13 protein-coding genes are annotated in these 16,699 nt (G+C 33.3%); 7 read left to right on the top strand and 6 right to left on the bottom strand.

The window, feature by feature from the left end:
- Positions 1–136 precede the first annotated feature (136 nt).
- The 5 genes from rpsF to AB3G39_RS11065 all read left to right on the top strand — a co-directional run bounded on the left by rpsF (position 137) and on the right by AB3G39_RS11065 (position 5,296).
- Entirely contained in the window at positions 137–478 is a 342-nt protein-coding gene (gene rpsF / locus AB3G39_RS11085) for a 30S ribosomal protein S6 (RefSeq protein WP_072944700.1), read from the top strand.
- Positions 479–483: 5 nt separating this feature from the next.
- Complete coding sequence (rpsR, locus tag AB3G39_RS11080; RefSeq protein ID WP_066077030.1) at positions 484–780, top strand: 30S ribosomal protein S18; 297 nt, start codon at positions 484–486, stop codon at positions 778–780.
- 66 nt (positions 781–846) lie between these two features.
- A complete protein-coding gene (gene rplI, locus AB3G39_RS11075) occupies positions 847–1,284 on the top strand; it encodes a 50S ribosomal protein L9 (RefSeq protein WP_367769578.1) in 438 nt (145 codons plus the stop codon).
- 99 nt (positions 1,285–1,383) lie between these two features.
- Positions 1,384–4,542 carry a carboxypeptidase regulatory-like domain-containing protein gene (locus tag AB3G39_RS11070; protein ID WP_369765165.1) on the top strand — a complete coding sequence of 1,053 codons (3,159 nt, stop codon included), beginning with the start codon at positions 1,384–1,386 and terminating at the stop codon, positions 4,540–4,542.
- Between the two features lie 199 nt (positions 4,543–4,741).
- Positions 4,742–5,296 (top strand): fasciclin domain-containing protein, encoded by a 555-nt coding sequence (locus tag AB3G39_RS11065; protein ID WP_367769584.1) that lies wholly within the window; start codon positions 4,742–4,744, stop codon positions 5,294–5,296.
- Positions 5,297–5,416: 120 nt separating this feature from the next.
- Here AB3G39_RS11065 and pheT read toward each other — a convergent pair whose 3' ends face one another.
- Complete coding sequence (gene pheT, locus AB3G39_RS11060) at positions 5,417–7,837, bottom strand: phenylalanine--tRNA ligase subunit beta (RefSeq protein ID WP_369769350.1); 2,421 nt, start codon at positions 7,835–7,837, stop codon at positions 5,417–5,419.
- A gap of 264 nt (positions 7,838–8,101) precedes the next feature.
- On the opposite strand from pheT, the gene AB3G39_RS11055 reads away from it, so the two are divergent.
- Positions 8,102–9,607 carry an aldehyde dehydrogenase family protein gene (locus tag AB3G39_RS11055; RefSeq protein ID WP_367752814.1) on the top strand — a complete coding sequence of 502 codons (1,506 nt, stop codon included), beginning with the start codon at positions 8,102–8,104 and terminating at the stop codon, positions 9,605–9,607.
- A 74-nt stretch (positions 9,608–9,681) separates the two neighbouring features.
- Positions 9,682–10,056, top strand: coding sequence for a DUF779 domain-containing protein (locus AB3G39_RS11050; protein WP_367769590.1), 375 nt, complete (start codon positions 9,682–9,684; stop codon positions 10,054–10,056).
- A 1-nt stretch (position 10,057) separates the two neighbouring features.
- Here AB3G39_RS11050 and AB3G39_RS11045 read toward each other — a convergent pair whose 3' ends face one another.
- The 5 genes from AB3G39_RS11045 to AB3G39_RS11025 all read right to left on the bottom strand — a co-directional run bounded on the left by AB3G39_RS11045 (position 10,058) and on the right by AB3G39_RS11025 (position 16,620).
- Positions 10,058–10,975, bottom strand: coding sequence for an AraC family transcriptional regulator N-terminal domain-containing protein (locus AB3G39_RS11045; RefSeq protein ID WP_369765163.1), 918 nt, complete (start codon positions 10,973–10,975; stop codon positions 10,058–10,060).
- 485 nt (positions 10,976–11,460) lie between these two features.
- Entirely contained in the window at positions 11,461–13,302 is a 1,842-nt protein-coding gene (locus AB3G39_RS11040) for a cystathionine beta-synthase (RefSeq protein WP_369765161.1), read from the bottom strand.
- Positions 13,303–13,503: 201 nt separating this feature from the next.
- Positions 13,504–14,151, bottom strand: coding sequence for an HAD family hydrolase (locus AB3G39_RS11035; protein WP_369765160.1), 648 nt, complete (start codon positions 14,149–14,151; stop codon positions 13,504–13,506).
- A 148-nt stretch (positions 14,152–14,299) separates the two neighbouring features.
- On the bottom strand, positions 14,300–15,097 hold the full coding sequence (locus AB3G39_RS11030; protein WP_369765159.1) for a DUF1853 family protein: 798 nt from the start codon (positions 15,095–15,097) through the stop codon (positions 14,300–14,302).
- Positions 15,098–15,162: 65 nt separating this feature from the next.
- Positions 15,163–16,620, bottom strand: coding sequence for an FAD-dependent oxidoreductase (locus AB3G39_RS11025; protein ID WP_369765158.1), 1,458 nt, complete (start codon positions 16,618–16,620; stop codon positions 15,163–15,165).
- Between the last annotated feature and the right edge of the window lie 79 nt (positions 16,621–16,699).

Raw genomic sequence — 16,699 nt, 5'->3', positions numbered from 1 at the left:
AATATAATTTAAAATTTTAAAATATTTATACTTTATCTTGTTTTTTTTACCTTTTAACGATTAAATAGAAAAAACATTAGGTTATTCAGAAATAAAGACTACTTTTGCACCCAAAATAACAAATAAATATATATTTATGAATCATTATGAAACTGTTTTCATTTTAAATCCCGTTTTATCTGATGTTCAGGTAAAGGAAACAGTAAGCAAATTTGAAGATTTTCTTACTAGTAGAGGAGCAGAAATGGTATCTAAAGAAGACTGGGGTCTTAAAAAGATGGCTTACGAAATCCAAAACAAGAAAAGTGGTTTTTACCATTTGTTCGAATTTAAAGTATCAGGTGAAGTTCTTATTGCTTTTGAAACTGAATTTAGACGTGACGAAAGAGTTATGCGTTTCTTAACTGTAAGTCTTGACAAACATGCTATCTCTTGGGCTGAAAGAAGAAGAGCAAAACTTAAATCTCAAAAAGCTTAATTATCATGGCAACATTACAACAATCTGCTTCAGGAAAAAAAGACGGGGATATCAGATATCTTACACCTTTAAACATAGAAACTAACAAACAAAAGAAATACTGTCGTTTCAAAAAATCAGGTATTAAATATATCGATTATAAAGATGCTGATTTCTTATTGAAATTCGTAAATGAACAAGGAAAAATTCTTCCTCGTCGTTTAACAGGAACTTCATTAAAATACCAAAGAAAAGTGTCAGTTGCTGTTAAAAGAGCACGTCACTTAGCTTTAATGCCATACGTGGCTGATTTACTTAAATAATATTAAAAATAAAGTTTGTTGTCCCGATAACTATCGGGACTAACTTCTATAATAAAGGACAACAACATGGAATTGATTTTAAAACAAGACGTTCAAAATTTAGGTTTTAAAGATGATGTGGTAACGGTAAAAAATGGTTACGGTCGTAACTTTTTAATTCCTCAAGGTCACGCACAATTAGCAACTGCTTCTGCAAAGAAAGTATTGGCTGAAAACCTAAAACAAAGAGCACATAAAGAAGCTAAAGTAGTAGCAGATGCAAATGCATTAGCTGAAACTATTAAAGCTATCGAAATTAAAATTACTGCTAAAGCAGGTGGAGAAAAATTATTTGGTTCAATCACGAATATTGACATCGCTGAAGCTTTATCAAAAGGTGGTCAAGTAATTGACAGAAAATTCATCACTAGCGGTATCGTTAAACGTACTGGTAAATACACTGCAAGTGTTCGTTTACATAGAGATGTAATTGTTGAATTACCTTATGAAATTATCGCAGAATAATAACAGTTTGTTAACTGTTTGTTAATAAAATGTAAAAATCACTCTTCGGAGTGATTTTTTTTTGTCTAATTTTGCGCTAAATAACGCAAAATATAACAAATGAAAAAAATTATTACTTTTTTGGTTCTGGTTTTTGGTCTGCATTCCATGATAGCCCAAACTACTACGTCGAGTATAAAGGGAACTGTAAAAAGTTCTGAAACAGAGTCACTTCCAGGAGCAACTGTGCTTGCAATTCATATTCCAACAGGATCTAAGTATTCTTCATTATCAAATGAAGACGGAAGATATAATATGTTGAATATGAGAGTGGGAGGCCCTTACAAAGTTATTGTGACTTTTATTGGTTTTCAAACTCAGGAATTTAATGATATTTTCTTAGAATTAGGAAAACCATTTAATTTAAATGTTCTTCTGAAAGATGAAAGTCAGCAACTAAATGAAGTTAAAATTACAGGATCTAAGAACAAAGTTTTTCAAAGTGGAAAAACCGGTGCTGAAACTACAATTGGTAGAAGAGAATTGTCGGCTTTGCCTACGATTTCTAGATCAGCTGATGATTTTACTCGTTTAGAGCCTTCTGCAAGTGGTGGTTCTTTTGGTGGGAGAAATAACAAATACAACAATTACTCTTTGAACGGTGCCGTGTTTAATAATCCTTTTGGGTTAGACGCTGCTACTCCAGGAGGGCAAACAGGTTCTCAACCAATATCTCTTGATGCAATTGATCAAATTCAAGTGGCTACGGCACCATATGATGTAACATTATCTGGATTTACAGGTGCTTCTGTAAATGCCGTTACCAAGTCAGGAACGAATGAATTTCATGGAACAGCTTATGCTTTCTATAGAAATCAAGATTTAACGGGTAATAAAATAAAAGGAGAAAAAATATTTGTTCCTTCATTGGAGCAAACTCAAGCTGGTTTTAGCATTGGTGGACCAATTGTTAAAAACAAATTATTTTTCTTTGCAAATTATGAAATAGATCAAAGAAGTGATTTAGGTTCTAATTTTGTTGCTAACGATGGAAATGGAACTACAGATGTAAATGAGTCTAGAGTGCTAGCAACTGATTTAATGCATGTTTCTACAGAGTTGGGTAAATTAGGTTATGATACTGGTGCTTATCAAGGTTTTACTCATAATTCTAATTCAAATAAAGGAATTATCAAGTTTGATTGGAATATTAATGACAATCATAAGTTAGCATTTATCTATAATTTTTTAGATGCATCTAAAGACAAGCCAGCACACCCTACTGCAATTTTACGTAGAGGACCTGATGCTAATACATTGCAATTTCAAAATTCAGGATATCAAATAAATAATCAAATTAGTTCTTTTTTGGTTGAATTGAATTCAAAATTCAGTGAAACAGTTTCTAATAAACTACAAGCGGGTTATACGCATTTCAATGACTTTAGAGACCCGTTTTCTGCTCCAGCTCCAGTAATTAATATAACAAAAGATGGTTCTCCATATATTATTGCTGGACATGAACCATTTTCTATCAACAATAAATTGGATCAAAAAGTAATTCAAATTACAAACAATTTAAATATTGTAAAGGGTAATCATATTTTTACAGCTGGTTTCTCTTTTGAAAAATTCAGTTTTAAAAACTCTTTTAACCTTAAAGGATATGGTTTTGATGTGTTTGGTAGTACTGATATGGCTGGTTTTGATGCTAACATTGCAAGTGGATATTACGCGTCTGCAATTGCTGATGCGCAAGCAACCTACGATACAAAAAACAAACTTCCTGATGGTTCAAATGGTGGTTGGAATTTAGCTGAACTGAATGTAGGTCAATTGGCTTTTTATGCTCAAGATGAATGGAATATTAATGACAACTTCAAATTGATTTACGGTTTAAGAGCTGATAAGCCTTTATACTTTAATACTTCAAAATTAATTCAAAAATTTATTGACACAGATAATTCAGAAGGATATGTTCCAAATATTGAATATTACAATCCAAATGACGGTAGTGTTAAGAAATTTGATTCAACAAAATTACCTGGAAATGCTTTATTGTGGTCTCCTAGATTAGGTTTTAATTGGGATGTGAATGGAGATAAAACGACACAGTTAAGAGGAGGTACTGGTATTTTTACTGGTAAACTACCATTTGTGTGGATAGGTAATCAAGTAGGTGGTACTGATCCATTTTTCTATGAAGTGGTTGATGAAAACTTTAAATTCCCTCAAGTTTGGAGAACAAGCATAGGAGTTGATCATAAATTTGACAATAACTTTATTGTTACAGTTGATATGTCATACAATAAAGATATAAATGGAGTACACATTCAAAACTGGGGATTGAAAAAACCAACTAGTACTTTAGCAGGTGCTGATAACAGAGCTATATACGGCGATTCTGATTATGGTGTTTGGACTGATTATGGTTTTCCAGCAAGAACTAATGGATATGTATTAACAAATACAAATAAAGGAAGTGCTTTTAATACGTCAGTAAAAGTTCAAAAAACATTTGACAATGGTTTATTTGCTAGTTTGGCATATAACTATTTAAAATCAAAAGATGTGAACTCGATTGAAGCAGAAATTACAGGTGATGCTTTTTCATTTAATCCAGCTTTAGGAAATGTGAATGATGCTGTTTTAGCAAATTCTAAATATGGAGATACACACCGTTTTATTGGAGTGGCTTCTAAAGTATGGAAATACGGTAATGACAAATGGGCAACTACAGTTTCTACATTTTTTGAATATGCTCAAGGTGGACGTTTTAACTATACTTACGGAGGAGATATCAATAATGATGGAGCATCTGGAAATGATTTAATTTATATTCCAACTACTGCTCAAATTAGTACAATGATTTTCTCTGGGGCTGGACAAGGTGTGGCTTTTGATAAATTCATCAGTCAAGATAATTATTTAAGCGGAAGAAGAGGTCAGTATGCAGAACGCTATGGTGCTTTGTCTCCATGGAGAGGAAAATGGGATCTTAAATTAATGCAAGATTACAACTTTAAACCTTCTTCTAGTTCTAACAAAACGAATACAATTCAACTTAGTTTAGACGTGTTGAACTTAGGGAATTTAATTAATTCTGACTGGGGATTAGTTCAAGTTCCAACAAGTGTGCAGCCAATAGGTGTTTCTGTTGATCCAACAACAAAAATTCCAACATATACATTTAGTGGTAGTCAAACTAAAACATTCAATTATGACGCTAGTTTGTTGTCTAGATGGCAAGCTCAATTTGGAATTAGATATATTTTCTAAATTTAAATAAATAATAAAATAAAAAAGCGTTCCTGCAAAGGAGCGCTTTTTTATTTTATACGATTAAATGAGATTTTATTCTTAGATAAATTTGTTTTCATAGTATTGATTAGATGGTGTTTAAAAAAAAATATTTTTTTTTAAAACCATATCCGTTTTCTTAGCGTAAATGCTTTTATATAACTTAATAAATAGATTTATGAAAACTAGAAAATTTTTATCAGTAGCATTATTTGCATTAGTATTTGGAGCAACATCTTTCGCTCAAAAAACAGTTATGGTTGGTGGAGCAGCTATGTATCCTTCGAAAAATATTATCGAAAATGCAGTTAATTCTAAAGACCATACTACATTAGTTGCCGCAGTAAAAGCAGCAGATCTTGTTGAAACGCTACAAGGAAAAGGACCGTTTACTGTTTTTGCACCAACAAACGAAGCATTTGCTAAATTGCCAATGGGTACTGTAGAAACGCTATTGAAACCAGAGAATAAAAAAATGTTGCAAACGATACTTACGTATCATGTAGTTGCAGGAAAAATGAATTCTTCAGATATTGCTATGGCGATTAAGAAAGGTCATGGTAAAGCCATGTTGAAAACCGTTAGTGGTGGTACATTGACTGCTTGGATGAAAGGTAAAAAATTATACATCACTGATGAAAAAGGAGGTATGTCTCAAGTTACAATTGCTGATGTTAATCAATCAAATGGTGTAATTCACGTTGTAGATGCGGTTTTATTGCCTAAAAACTAATTGATCTTAAAAGGTTGGTTTTTTAATTGAAAAGTCTTGATTTAGTCAAGACTTTTTCAATTAAAAAAAATCCCAATTCTATTTTTAGAATTGGGATTTTTATTTTACAAATAGTTTAACTTATCTTAAGATTGCTCCAAGTTCAGATTCAAAATTATGTTGCAGTTTGCCCATGATTTTATCAATTTGTGCATCAGTCAATGTTTTTGTACTATCTTGAATGATAAAGCTTAAAGCATAGGATTTTTTACCTTCTGGAAGATTTTGCCCTTCGTAAACATCAAATAAATTAATGTCTTTTAAAAGTGTTTTTTCTGTTTTTCTAGCAATAGCATAAATGTTATCATAAGTAACACTTTGATCAATTAGTAAAGCTAAGTCTCTTCGAACTTCAGGATATTTTGGAATTTCAACAAATTTGATTTTACTTGAAATCATTTTTATAATTACATCCCAATTAAAATCAGCATAAAACACTTCCTGTTTAATGCCAAAATGTTTTAGTATTGATTTTTTAACTACTCCAAATTCAACCAAAGCATTGTGTCCAGTTCCTATTGCTATTCCTTCTGAGAATACATCTGATGTTACTGGGCTGTTTTGTGTCTTTTGTATTCCAAATCGGGCAAGAATTGCATCTACGTATCCTTTAAATAAAAAGAAATCAGATGGTTTTTGAGCACTTGTCCAGCTTTCTTGATTTCTATTTCCTGTAAGAAATAAAGTTAAATGCTTGTGTTCTTCAAATCCAGAAAGGAATTTATGGTATGTTTTTCCAAATTCAAAAAGTTTTAAATCACTATTTTTACGATTGATATTGTATGATAAAGCTTCTAATCCAGAAAACAATAATGATTGTCTTAAAGTAGCTAAATCATTACTCAATGGATTCAACATAGTCACATTGTATTCTTCTTTCAACATATCCGAAAGTTGAACATAATACGCAGTTGTCAATGAGTTGGCCATCATTTCATTAAATCCTTGAGAATTTAATTGTGTAGCAATTATATTTTGTAATTTATAATCTTCATTTCTTGGTGAATTAGAAACAGTGGCATTGAATTTTTTAGAAAAGCTAATGTTATTGTATCCATACACTCTAAGAATTTCTTCAATAACGTCAATTTCTCTTTGTACATCTACACGGTAAGAAGGAATTGTTAATCCTAATCCTGCCTCTGAAACGCTATTTACTTTTATTTCTAGAGAAACTAAAATTTGTTTAATTGTATCTTTTGGAATTTCTTGACCAATAATTTTTGCCACATTAGCAAAATTTAGAAACACTGAAAAATCTTCAATTTTCTTTTGATATACATCACTTACATCCGATGTGATTTCTCCACCTGCCATTTCTTGAATTAAAATAGCAGCGCGTTTTAAGGCATATGCCGTAATGGTTGGGTCGATTCCTCTTTCAAATCTAAAAGAAGCATCGGTATTCAATTGATGTCTTTTGGCTGTTTTTCGAATACTAACAGGATTGAAATAAGCACTTTCTAAGAAAATAGAAGTAGTATGTTCAGATACTCCTGAATTTTTCCCTCCAAAAACTCCTGCAATACACAAAGGTCCTTTTTCGTCACAAATCATTAAATCTTCCTCATGTAACGTTCTTTCTACATCATCAAGAGTTGTAAACTTGGTTCCTGCAGGTACTGTTTTTACAATAATTTTCCCGTTTATTTTTGATGCATCAAAAGCGTGAAGCGGTTGTCCCAATTCATGTAAAACATAATTAGTAACATCGACAATATTATTTTTTGGATTGATTCCAATCGCTTTTAAACGATCTTGCAACCAACTAGGTGATGGTTTTACTGTAATTCCAGAAATAGTCACACCACAATATCTAGGAGCTAATGTTGTCTCTTCAATAATAGTATCTATTTTTAAGGTTCTCATGTCCACTCTAAAATTACTAACAGAAGGCGTAATCAATTCAACGTTTACACCACTTTGTAATAATCCAGCTCTTAAATCTCTGGCCGTACCTAAATGACTCATCGCATCCGCACGATTGGGCGTTAATCCAATTTCGAATACTTCATCATTTTCTATTTTAAAAACTTCAGATGCTTTTGTTCCAGGAACTAAAGACGCATCAAGAATCATGATTCCATCATGGCTTGTTCCAAGGCCTAATTCATCTTCGGCACATATCATTCCATGACTTTCTTGTCCGCGTATCTTCCCTTTTTTAATAGTAAAAGCAGCTCCTTCTTTGTCATATAAAACGGTTCCTATAGTTGCAACGGGTACTTTTTGCCCAGCATCTACATTAGCAGCTCCACATACTATTTGTATAGGTGTGCCAGTTCCAAGATCAACTGTTGTTAATTTTAGTCTGTCAGCATCTGGATGGGGAACACAAGTAAGTACATGCCCTACTACAATACCTTCTAAACCTCCTTTTACGGATTGGTATTTTTCAACTACTTCTACTTCTAAACCTAGATCAGTAAGTAAAGCTGCTGTTTCTTCGGAATTCCAATCTGTTTTAAGGAACTGTTTTAACCAGTTGTAAGATATTTTCATCTGTCATTTTTAATAAGGTTGCAAATATAAGGATTGCAGTTTGTAGTAAGAAACAATTTTTTTGGTTTTTTGGTACATTATTTTAATGTCTATAATGACTTTAAAATAGAAATAGTGTAATTTTAATCTAAATTATTTACGAATAAATTATTAATATTATGTTAAATAAACGAATATGTAAATTTTATGCTATTAACTGAATGAATAATGCTACATAAATAGAAATGGTAAAGGTAAATTTGATAAAATTAAAATCGATATAGTATGAGCAACATAGCAAAAAGACCTGAATTTAAGGCAACTTATGATAATTACATTGGAGGAAAATTTGTAGCACCAATCGGAGGTCAATATTTTGATGTAGTTTCTCCTATTGATGGAAAAGTATTTACTAGAGCAGCACATTCAACCAAAGCAGATTTGGATGTAGCTGTGGATGCAGCACATGAAGCGTTTCAAACTTGGGGTAAAACCTCTGTGACGGAACGTAGTAATTTATTAAATAAAATTGCTCAAGTAATAGAAGATAACTTAGAATATATTGCTACAGTAGAAACGGTTGACAACGGTAAAGCGATTCGCGAAACATTAGCTGCCGATATTCCTTTGGCAATTGACCATTTCAGGTATTTTGCAGGAGTAATTAGAGCTGAGGAAAGTTCGATAGCCGAACTGGATTCACAAACAGTTTCAATTGCATTAAGTGAACCATTAGGAGTAATAGCACAAATTATACCTTGGAATTTTCCAATTTTAATGGCCGTTTGGAAATTAGCTCCAGCATTGGCTGCTGGAAATACAGTAGTTTTAAAACCTGCTGAAAGTACACCAATTTCAATACTTGTATTAATGGAATTGATAGGGGATATATTACCTCCAGGAGTGATTAATATAGTAAATGGTTTTGGTGCTGAGCTAGGTAGAGCCTTGGTAACTAATAAAAAAGTATCTAAAGCTGCTTTTACAGGATCTACAACGACAGGACGTTTAGTAATGCAATACGCTACTGAAAATATAATTCCAGTAACGCTGGAACTAGGAGGGAAGTCTCCTAATATTTTTATGAAATCAGTAGGTGATGCTGATGATGATTTCTTTGACAAAGCGGTTGAAGGTGCAGTAATGTTTGCTTTAAATCAAGGAGAAATTTGTACTTGTCCTTCTCGATTATTAGTGCATGAAGATATTTATGAAAAATTCATAGCTAGAGTAATTGAAAGAACGGCAGCAATCAAAGTAGGTAATCCACTAGATAGAACGACTATGATGGGAGCACAAGCTTCATTGGTTCAAAAAGAAAAAATCATGTCTTATATAAAACTAGGTAAAGAAGAAGGTGCCGAGTTATTAATAGGTGGGGATGCCAATCATTTTGGAGGTGACCTAGAAGGTGGATATTACATTCAGCCAACACTTTTTAAAGGAAATAATAAAATGAGGATTTTTCAAGAAGAAATTTTCGGACCAGTATTAGCCGTTACTACTTTCAAAACAACTGAGGAAGCTATCGCTATTGCAAATGATACTATGTATGGATTAGGTGCAGGAGTTTGGACACGTGATGCACATGAAATTTATCAAGTACCAAGAGCCATTCAAGCGGGTCGTGTTTGGATCAATCAATACCATTCTTATCCAGCAGGCGCTCCTTTTGGAGGATACAAACAATCAGGCATTGGACGTGAAAACCATAAAATGATGTTAGGTCATTACCGTCAAACAAAAAATATGCTGATTTCTTACGATAAAAAGAAATTAGGTTTCTTTTAGTAGATTGAGATTATTGTTAATGATAAACCTGACAGATTGTATGATTTGTCAGGTTTTATTTTAAATATAGAAAAATGATAAAAAGAATTGATGCCACAGAAAACGCGATAGAATTAATCAAAATACTCAAAGAAAAACATGGTGATTTAATGTTTTATCAAGCAGGTGGCTGTTGTGAAGGAACGCAACCACAGTGTTTTGAAAAAGGAGGTTTTTATCAAAGAATGGGCGACGTATGTATTGGAACCATTGAAGAAACCGAATTCTGGGTAGATAAAGATTTATTTGAATACTGGAAACATGCGCATTTTACTTTAAAAGTAATTGATGCATTTGGAGTAGGTGGATTTTCACTAGAAACACCTTTGAAGAAAACCTTTCAAATTGAATATCGGATTTTTACTCCTGAAGAAGAACTCACTTTAGAACCCGTAAAATATATTGAATAAATTAATTTACATACAATAACTGGTATTGTTTAGGGGTAATTCCTTCGTGTTTTTTAAACAATCTAATGAAGTAATTGCTGTCTTCAAAACCCGATAAATGGCAAACTTCATTAATTTGTATGCTTGGATTTTTTAGTAATTTCTTAGCACAACGAATTTTTTCATTGATAACAAATTCAATCGGACTCATTCCTAACTCTTTTTTAAAGAAACGATAGAATGAAGTGGTGCTCATGCAGGCTTTTTCGCTTAAATTTTTAAGACTGATGTTCTCTCTTAAATTCAATCGGATGTAGTCGATTACGGGAGTTATCGGAGAGTTTGGATCAGCATATAAACCATCATCAATGGATTTTGCCGTTTGGGTTTGAATAATTCGAATCAACAATTCTTGTAAAGTCAAGTCGGCCAAAACATCTTTCGTTACTGATGTACTCATGCATTCCTTGATTAATTTATTGATGGTTGTCGCCAGTTCTATGTTATTATAGAAATAGTAATTTTGATAATTTAAATGCCAAAACTGCTTGTTTCCCTCCTTAGGATAACGCTCGTTCAAGAAATCCAAAGTATCTGTAATTTTTTGTTGATCAATTGCCAGTGCTAAACATTGTGTAGGATTATGTATTGAAGCCTCAGGAAAATCAATTTTCATTTCTACATTCGAAGGAATCATTACCGTTTCTCCAGGTAAATATTCAAAACCTGGATCGTCAAAAAGATGCATTACTTTTTTACCTCTCAACATACTCGTCACCACTAAATCATTAAATTTCAAAGGAACCAATTCGGATGCTTTATACGTCTCAAAAAGATTCAATTCACAATGATTTAAATTGTAAACCGTTCTGTTCTCTACTAAGGTTTTTAGTGATTTTTCATTCGATAAATGAGGAGGAGTAATGTAGGTACGATTCATTGTTAGCGTTTGTAATCAGGATTTATAAACTTACTGAAAATAAATGTATTAACGAAATGCTTTTTTGTTAAAAAGAATATAATTATGATTTAATGAATACAATAATAATAATAACCTTTAATCCTAGTGTTTTTTGGAGCAAAACGAATCAACATTTAAGAGCGTCAATTCCTGCTGTACGCTATATTCCCGATTACAAAAACTACGGCTAAAAAGCCTTATTTTTCTATATCGGGAGATGCCGCTACCATCAGGGCTAGGGGAGAACGCATCTTTTTCAATAGAACTATAAAAAAGACGTCACTAATTATTTTAAGTAATTGTGTTTTCTACAATCTCGTCTTCCCACAGAGAGCGAAATGGTATAAATAATTAATTTAATAACTATATATGCTTTATTTACAAGTTGTTAAGTGACTTTACTTAACTAATTTGTAAATGTATTAATTGATAAAAAAAGGAGGCTATTAAGCCTCCCAAAATATTTAAATTGTTTTAACAAAATCCAAAAATACTTTTTTGTGCAATTCCAAATCCATATTTGGAGAAAGGGAGGCACGAACAATATAATCTTTGTCTCCTTCTTTAGTCGTTCCTTGAGTAGAAGTTGCAGGTATCGTCCAGTAACAGCCTTTTAACTGTCCATAACTCACGCAAAACTTACTTTCATTAGGAATTTTAGTAATCATTAAGTTAATAAGTTTAAGATTCAAGGCTCTTTTATTCGCTTCTCTTTCCTCATCCGTATTCCCTTTAGTAGGAAGGTCTAACGAAAAAACAGAAGGTGTAAATCCTTGTTGTGCTAATTCTTCTGAAACAAAATTGATTTTCGCAGCTGGTAATACTTCATGGATAAAGTTTACAAATTCACGGGTATTGATATAAGCATCAGTAATCCTTTGATTCATCGATGGTAATTGTTTTGCTAATATTTCATATTGTAGTGCTGTAGCTTCGTTATCGCAAAGGAGTAAGTGCTTTTCTATTTTCTCCATCAAAGCTTCTGTTTTTTTATTTCCTACACAGTAGCCAGCAGTACATTGCCCGCCACTTGGAAATTTTGATCCACTTGCAAATGAAATAGTTCTAACCGCTGATAGTACTTCGCCTTCACCCAAAAAGTGAACGTTAGGGCAAAAAGTTTGATCTAAAATAAAAACAGGATCGATCGCCATTGCACCATTAGCAGTGGTACGTGCTTTACTTAAAACAGCTTTTAACTGCATTAAATCTGGTACTTCTACTCTTGGGTTTGTTGGAATTTCAGCAATGATATATGGTACAGCATCCTCGTTAGCCATTTTTGCTAAAACAGAATCAATGCTTTGAACCATATCGTTACCACCATCAACAGCTAAATCCACAATTTCTACATTAGCAACACTTGCAGCAACCCGTCTAGCTTGGTCATTGGTTCCACCATAACAATTGGGAGGAACGATAATTTTAATCGCTTTTCCTTTGTGTTTTTCTAGCGCATCGTCAATAAGCCCCATCAAAATCGCATATTGAATTGATAGTCCACTAGAAGCAACTAATGGTTTAGTAGATGTACCAGTAATTTCTCTAATTGAATGTAAGACTAATGGTTTATTTGTCTCGACATTACTTTTTGTAGTATCTAAAGCGGATTTATCTACTAGCAATTGTAAAGCAGTAAGACAATTGGCAGGTGTCATGGAGATGGTCTCTCTTCGTCTTACATGCTGAATGTCTGAGATATAAGGTTCATTTCCCTTGTTCACTACTAATATACTTCCAAGGTCAGCATAAAGATTGATATAAAAATCAATATTTGGATTGAGATCAATAGCATTCATTTCATCCTGTTCTGAAACGAAAATAGTACTTCCTTCAAAGACTGGAATCGTCTCGGAGTTTTCAACATGTTTTAAATCAAATTGATATCCATAAACGTGTTTTAGAACTTCCGCATCAAAAAAAGCGGGTAATTTCCCAGTATAAAGAATTTGAGTGTTTTTATGGTCTAATGCATTTTTTCTTAGAATGGCCAAAACAGGAACTGTCTTTGATGAAAAACTAATTGTATTTTCTGGCTTTAGCTGTTTCAACTTAGCCATTGCCCATTCTAGAACACAAGATAAGGGGTGACCTAACCGAATATAGTCGTAAGCAGTAGGTAATTCACTTAGTGCTGCTGATGTTGCATTATTGTTATTAAATAAGGTTTCAAATTGGTCTAAAAATTGAGTTTTAGCCAATTTTTCATCATAAATATCTAGTCGATGGGTTGTGATATTCAACCAGCCAGCAGGTTTGTTTTTTAAAACTTCTTTTATATAATTAAGCATTTTATTGACTTCCATAATTTCATTTTTGAATAGAGTAGCAAGGTACATGAATTCCATTTATTCTAAAAATGTAACAAGATGTTTTTATAGCAGTTTGTCTAAAGTCTCCTTAACTTTAGATGTGGTTAAAATGCGTTTATTTGTTCAAATCAATTAAAGTGGAGCTGTGGACTATTTTTTGTGTAAAGGAAGTATAATATTGAAAAGCAATACATCTTATAAAATCGAAATTAAATCTAAGGGATGATCTAAAACTTTTTTAGCACCATTAGATAGCAATTCTTCTTTTGGTCTATAGCCCCAAGATACACCTACGGCATACATATTAGCATTAGTAGCTGTTTGCATATCTATTCCTGAATCGCCTACAAAAATAATTTCTTCGGGTTTCAGTTCTAAATTTTGGCTTATTGCTGTAGCTTTAAATGGATTGGGTTTTTTAAGAGGCTCCGTTGTTAAACCTATAACTGGATTAAAATAATTAGGAAATAGGGCGGTAGTGATTTCTTGAGTCAAATCCTCAGCTTTATTTGAAAAAATACTCAGTTTAATTCTACGCTCAATCAGTTGATCCAGTAATTCAAAAACACCATCATACTGTTTTGTTTTACGCGTACAAATAGTACGATATTCCTTTACCATCAGTTGGTAACAACAATCAATTTGGTTCTCATCCTTATGGTTCTCGGGCATGGCTTTACTAACCAAATTGCGGAGACCACTACCTATAAAATATTGATAATCGTCATAACTATGAGTAGCGAAGTCTAGGCTTTGTAGCACATTATTCATCGCATCAGCAATGTCTTCAAGTGAATTAACTAATGTTCCATCTAAATCAAAAATTACTCCTTTAAATCTCATTTGTTATTGTTTTATTTAATCGAAAGGACATGCATTTCAATTATATTTGGAAATGTCCCAAAGATAGGAATATTGTTATTTTTAGTCCTGCCTTTTTTAATATTATTGTTGCTTTTAAGTACCGTGGCATTGGAATAATTTATACAAACTACCACCAAACAATAAAAAAAGACAAATAGTCTTCCTTATATTTTTGCCAGCACAATACCGATTGTTTTTCCTTTAGGCATGTATTCATTTGATTTTCGATGCCTTTATAATCATTCCAAATTTCATTTTCAGAAGGATTTATTCCCCATTCCTTTTTTGATGGTAAATAATATTGTTTTTCTGGATTGTCAATGCTATTGAAAGTCTCTAAATTGAAGTAATATCCTTTTACTGCTTTCTGATAGGCAGGGGGTAGTTTTGTGTTAAATTCATAAGGAATAAACAAACTCACTAGCAAGCATAAAGCTTGCGAAATAGTGTTTATGTCAATGGTGCTAAATTTTGATTTTGCACAGCTATGGTATAATAGAGGGAATTGTTTACTTTTTAATTTATCTAATTTTTGGTGTAAAGAATCGTTTCTGTTGGGACCAATCCAGTTGTTTATGAATTCCGAAGAAATGCTTGGATCAAGCAAATAAAATTTATAAGCTAATTCCATGTGAATTAACTTCTTATCTATGCTGTTCTCTACTATAAAATCAATTTCGCCTATGGTTTTTTGGTCTTCAATTATTTGAGAATTTTCATATAATACCTTATAGTTTGTAGACAATTTTATTAATTCAGAAACAATTTTTTCGGCTAAATGGCCCAATCTCACATTGGTTGGTAATTGGAAATCTTGGTCGTTTTGAAGGATTAATTCTGACAAATAAAAAGTAGGCATACCAGTAACCGTACTGTCTAAACAATCTGCTTTTAGAATTGAAGCTATCCTAGATTTAGTTTTCATTAAAATGCATTCAAGTTTTTTATACTACAATGAGTCTCCCGCTAAAATATTGAGCAGCTTAATTGTTAACTATCTTTTTTCTTTAAAATTCTGCCTCTAGGCTCATCACCTTCATGGAGGACTATTTCAGAATGCAGGAACTCTGCAGCCGAGGCTGAATCTTTGACTTTGATGGAAGAACGTTCCAGCATTTCGAACTCGAATTCTTTTAATACACTTTCTCTCAATCCTACTTTTCTCCATTGAGAAAAAGGTTGACATCCACTATAGATTCTCTTAGCTAAAGAAAGCGCATCCAGTAGTGCTTGATTTGCTCCTTGTCCTTTGAATGGACTCATTGGGTGTGCTGCATCGCCTATCACGGTTACATTTCCTGCCTTTTCTAATAATACTGTTTCTAGTAATTTTCGGTCGTACACGGGATAGCCAGAAACATAACTTTCTGGAGTCGCCGCTAAAATCTGTGGAATAGGATCGTGCCATTGCGTCCTGCGACAGGCTTCTTCCTTCAGTGCTCGTGGTCCTTGAGAACTTAATTCCTTCGCCTCTTTTTCTGACATGGGGAAACTCAATTGCCACATTACCGAGTCTGTTTTATAAGGCATCATGTAAATTCGTTCATGGCCATTGGCAGTTTGAAATACGGTGGCCGAGTCCAGCAAAGAACTATTTAGTCCTTCAAGATCCGCCAAAGGACAAATACCCAAAATCACAATACAATCTAGATAACGCAAGGGAGTACTGTTTTCACCAATCAGCAACTTCCTAACGGAACTACGAATACCATCGGCACCAACCACAAGATCTGCTGTTACATTTTTCTTCTCTCCATTTACCTCAAAGGTGAGATGAACACCACTCTCTTTTGATTCTTTAATATGGACCAACTGATGTCCCCATTGTACCGAATCATTTCCGCCAAGTTGCTCCAAGAGCGCTAAGCGCAAAGATTGTCTTGCGATGTGTACGTTGGTCCGTTTCGAAGATGTTTTCTCATCATTCTGCATCCGTTTTCTAATTCCCCACTCTCCAATTACTTTTCCTTCTGGAGTATGAACGAGATGTCGTGTTGAAAGTACCCCTTCTTTTAATGAGAAAATCCCCAATCCTTCGATCGCTTTGCTAGCTTGCTGCAATGTAAGTCCATAACCCTGAGATCGAGCATCAAAGTTAGTATCGCGTTCATAAAGGATAAAAGGGATTCCGCGGTGCAAGCAAGCCACAGCTAGAGCAACTCCACCTATACCACCACCAATAATAGCAACGTGTGGAAAGTTTTCTTTATCAGCAATAGGAGGGCTGTCAGAAGCAATCAAGCCAGACCCATTGCAGTTCATGCAGGTATATAAGTGCCCTTTTGGAGGGATAGGCGCTACTCCTTTACCATTTGTTTTTTCAAATAGATCAATTGCTATCTGGTAACGGTCTCGCAATTTCTTAGATAGTCCCCGACTTTTTTTGCCCCGACCTCTACAATCGGGACACAAAGTCCAGCTTGTTGCTGTATTTTCTACCTTTTTCAATTTCTCTTTATTTCACTTGATTTTAACCCAAATGGGTATTTATTTTCAACTACTTACTCCAGCCTCTAGCCAATTTAGA

It is taken from the genome of Flavobacterium sp. WC2416 (genome assembly GCF_041200095.1).
Classification (GTDB): domain Bacteria; phylum Bacteroidota; class Bacteroidia; order Flavobacteriales; family Flavobacteriaceae; genus Flavobacterium.
This window is presented reverse-complemented; position numbering and strand designations above follow the sequence as displayed.

Coding starts and splice junctions, on each gene's coding strand:
- rpsF (WP_072944700.1), top strand. CDS start 137: ATGAATCATTATGAAACTGTTTTCATTTTAAATCCCGTTTTATCTGAT.
- rpsR (WP_066077030.1), top strand. CDS start 484: ATGGCAACATTACAACAATCTGCTTCAGGAAAAAAAGACGGGGATATC.
- rplI (WP_367769578.1), top strand. CDS start 847: ATGGAATTGATTTTAAAACAAGACGTTCAAAATTTAGGTTTTAAAGAT.
- AB3G39_RS11070 (WP_369765165.1), top strand. CDS start 1,384: ATGAAAAAAATTATTACTTTTTTGGTTCTGGTTTTTGGTCTGCATTCC.
- AB3G39_RS11065 (WP_367769584.1), top strand. CDS start 4,742: ATGAAAACTAGAAAATTTTTATCAGTAGCATTATTTGCATTAGTATTT.
- pheT (WP_369769350.1), bottom strand. CDS start 7,837: ATGAAAATATCTTACAACTGGTTAAAACAGTTCCTTAAAACAGATTGG.
- AB3G39_RS11055 (WP_367752814.1), top strand. CDS start 8,102: ATGAGCAACATAGCAAAAAGACCTGAATTTAAGGCAACTTATGATAAT.
- AB3G39_RS11050 (WP_367769590.1), top strand. CDS start 9,682: ATGATAAAAAGAATTGATGCCACAGAAAACGCGATAGAATTAATCAAA.
- AB3G39_RS11045 (WP_369765163.1), bottom strand. CDS start 10,975: ATGAATCGTACCTACATTACTCCTCCTCATTTATCGAATGAAAAATCA.
- AB3G39_RS11040 (WP_369765161.1), bottom strand. CDS start 13,302: ATGGAAGTCAATAAAATGCTTAATTATATAAAAGAAGTTTTAAAAAAC.
- AB3G39_RS11035 (WP_369765160.1), bottom strand. CDS start 14,151: ATGAGATTTAAAGGAGTAATTTTTGATTTAGATGGAACATTAGTTAAT.
- AB3G39_RS11030 (WP_369765159.1), bottom strand. CDS start 15,097: ATGAAAACTAAATCTAGGATAGCTTCAATTCTAAAAGCAGATTGTTTA.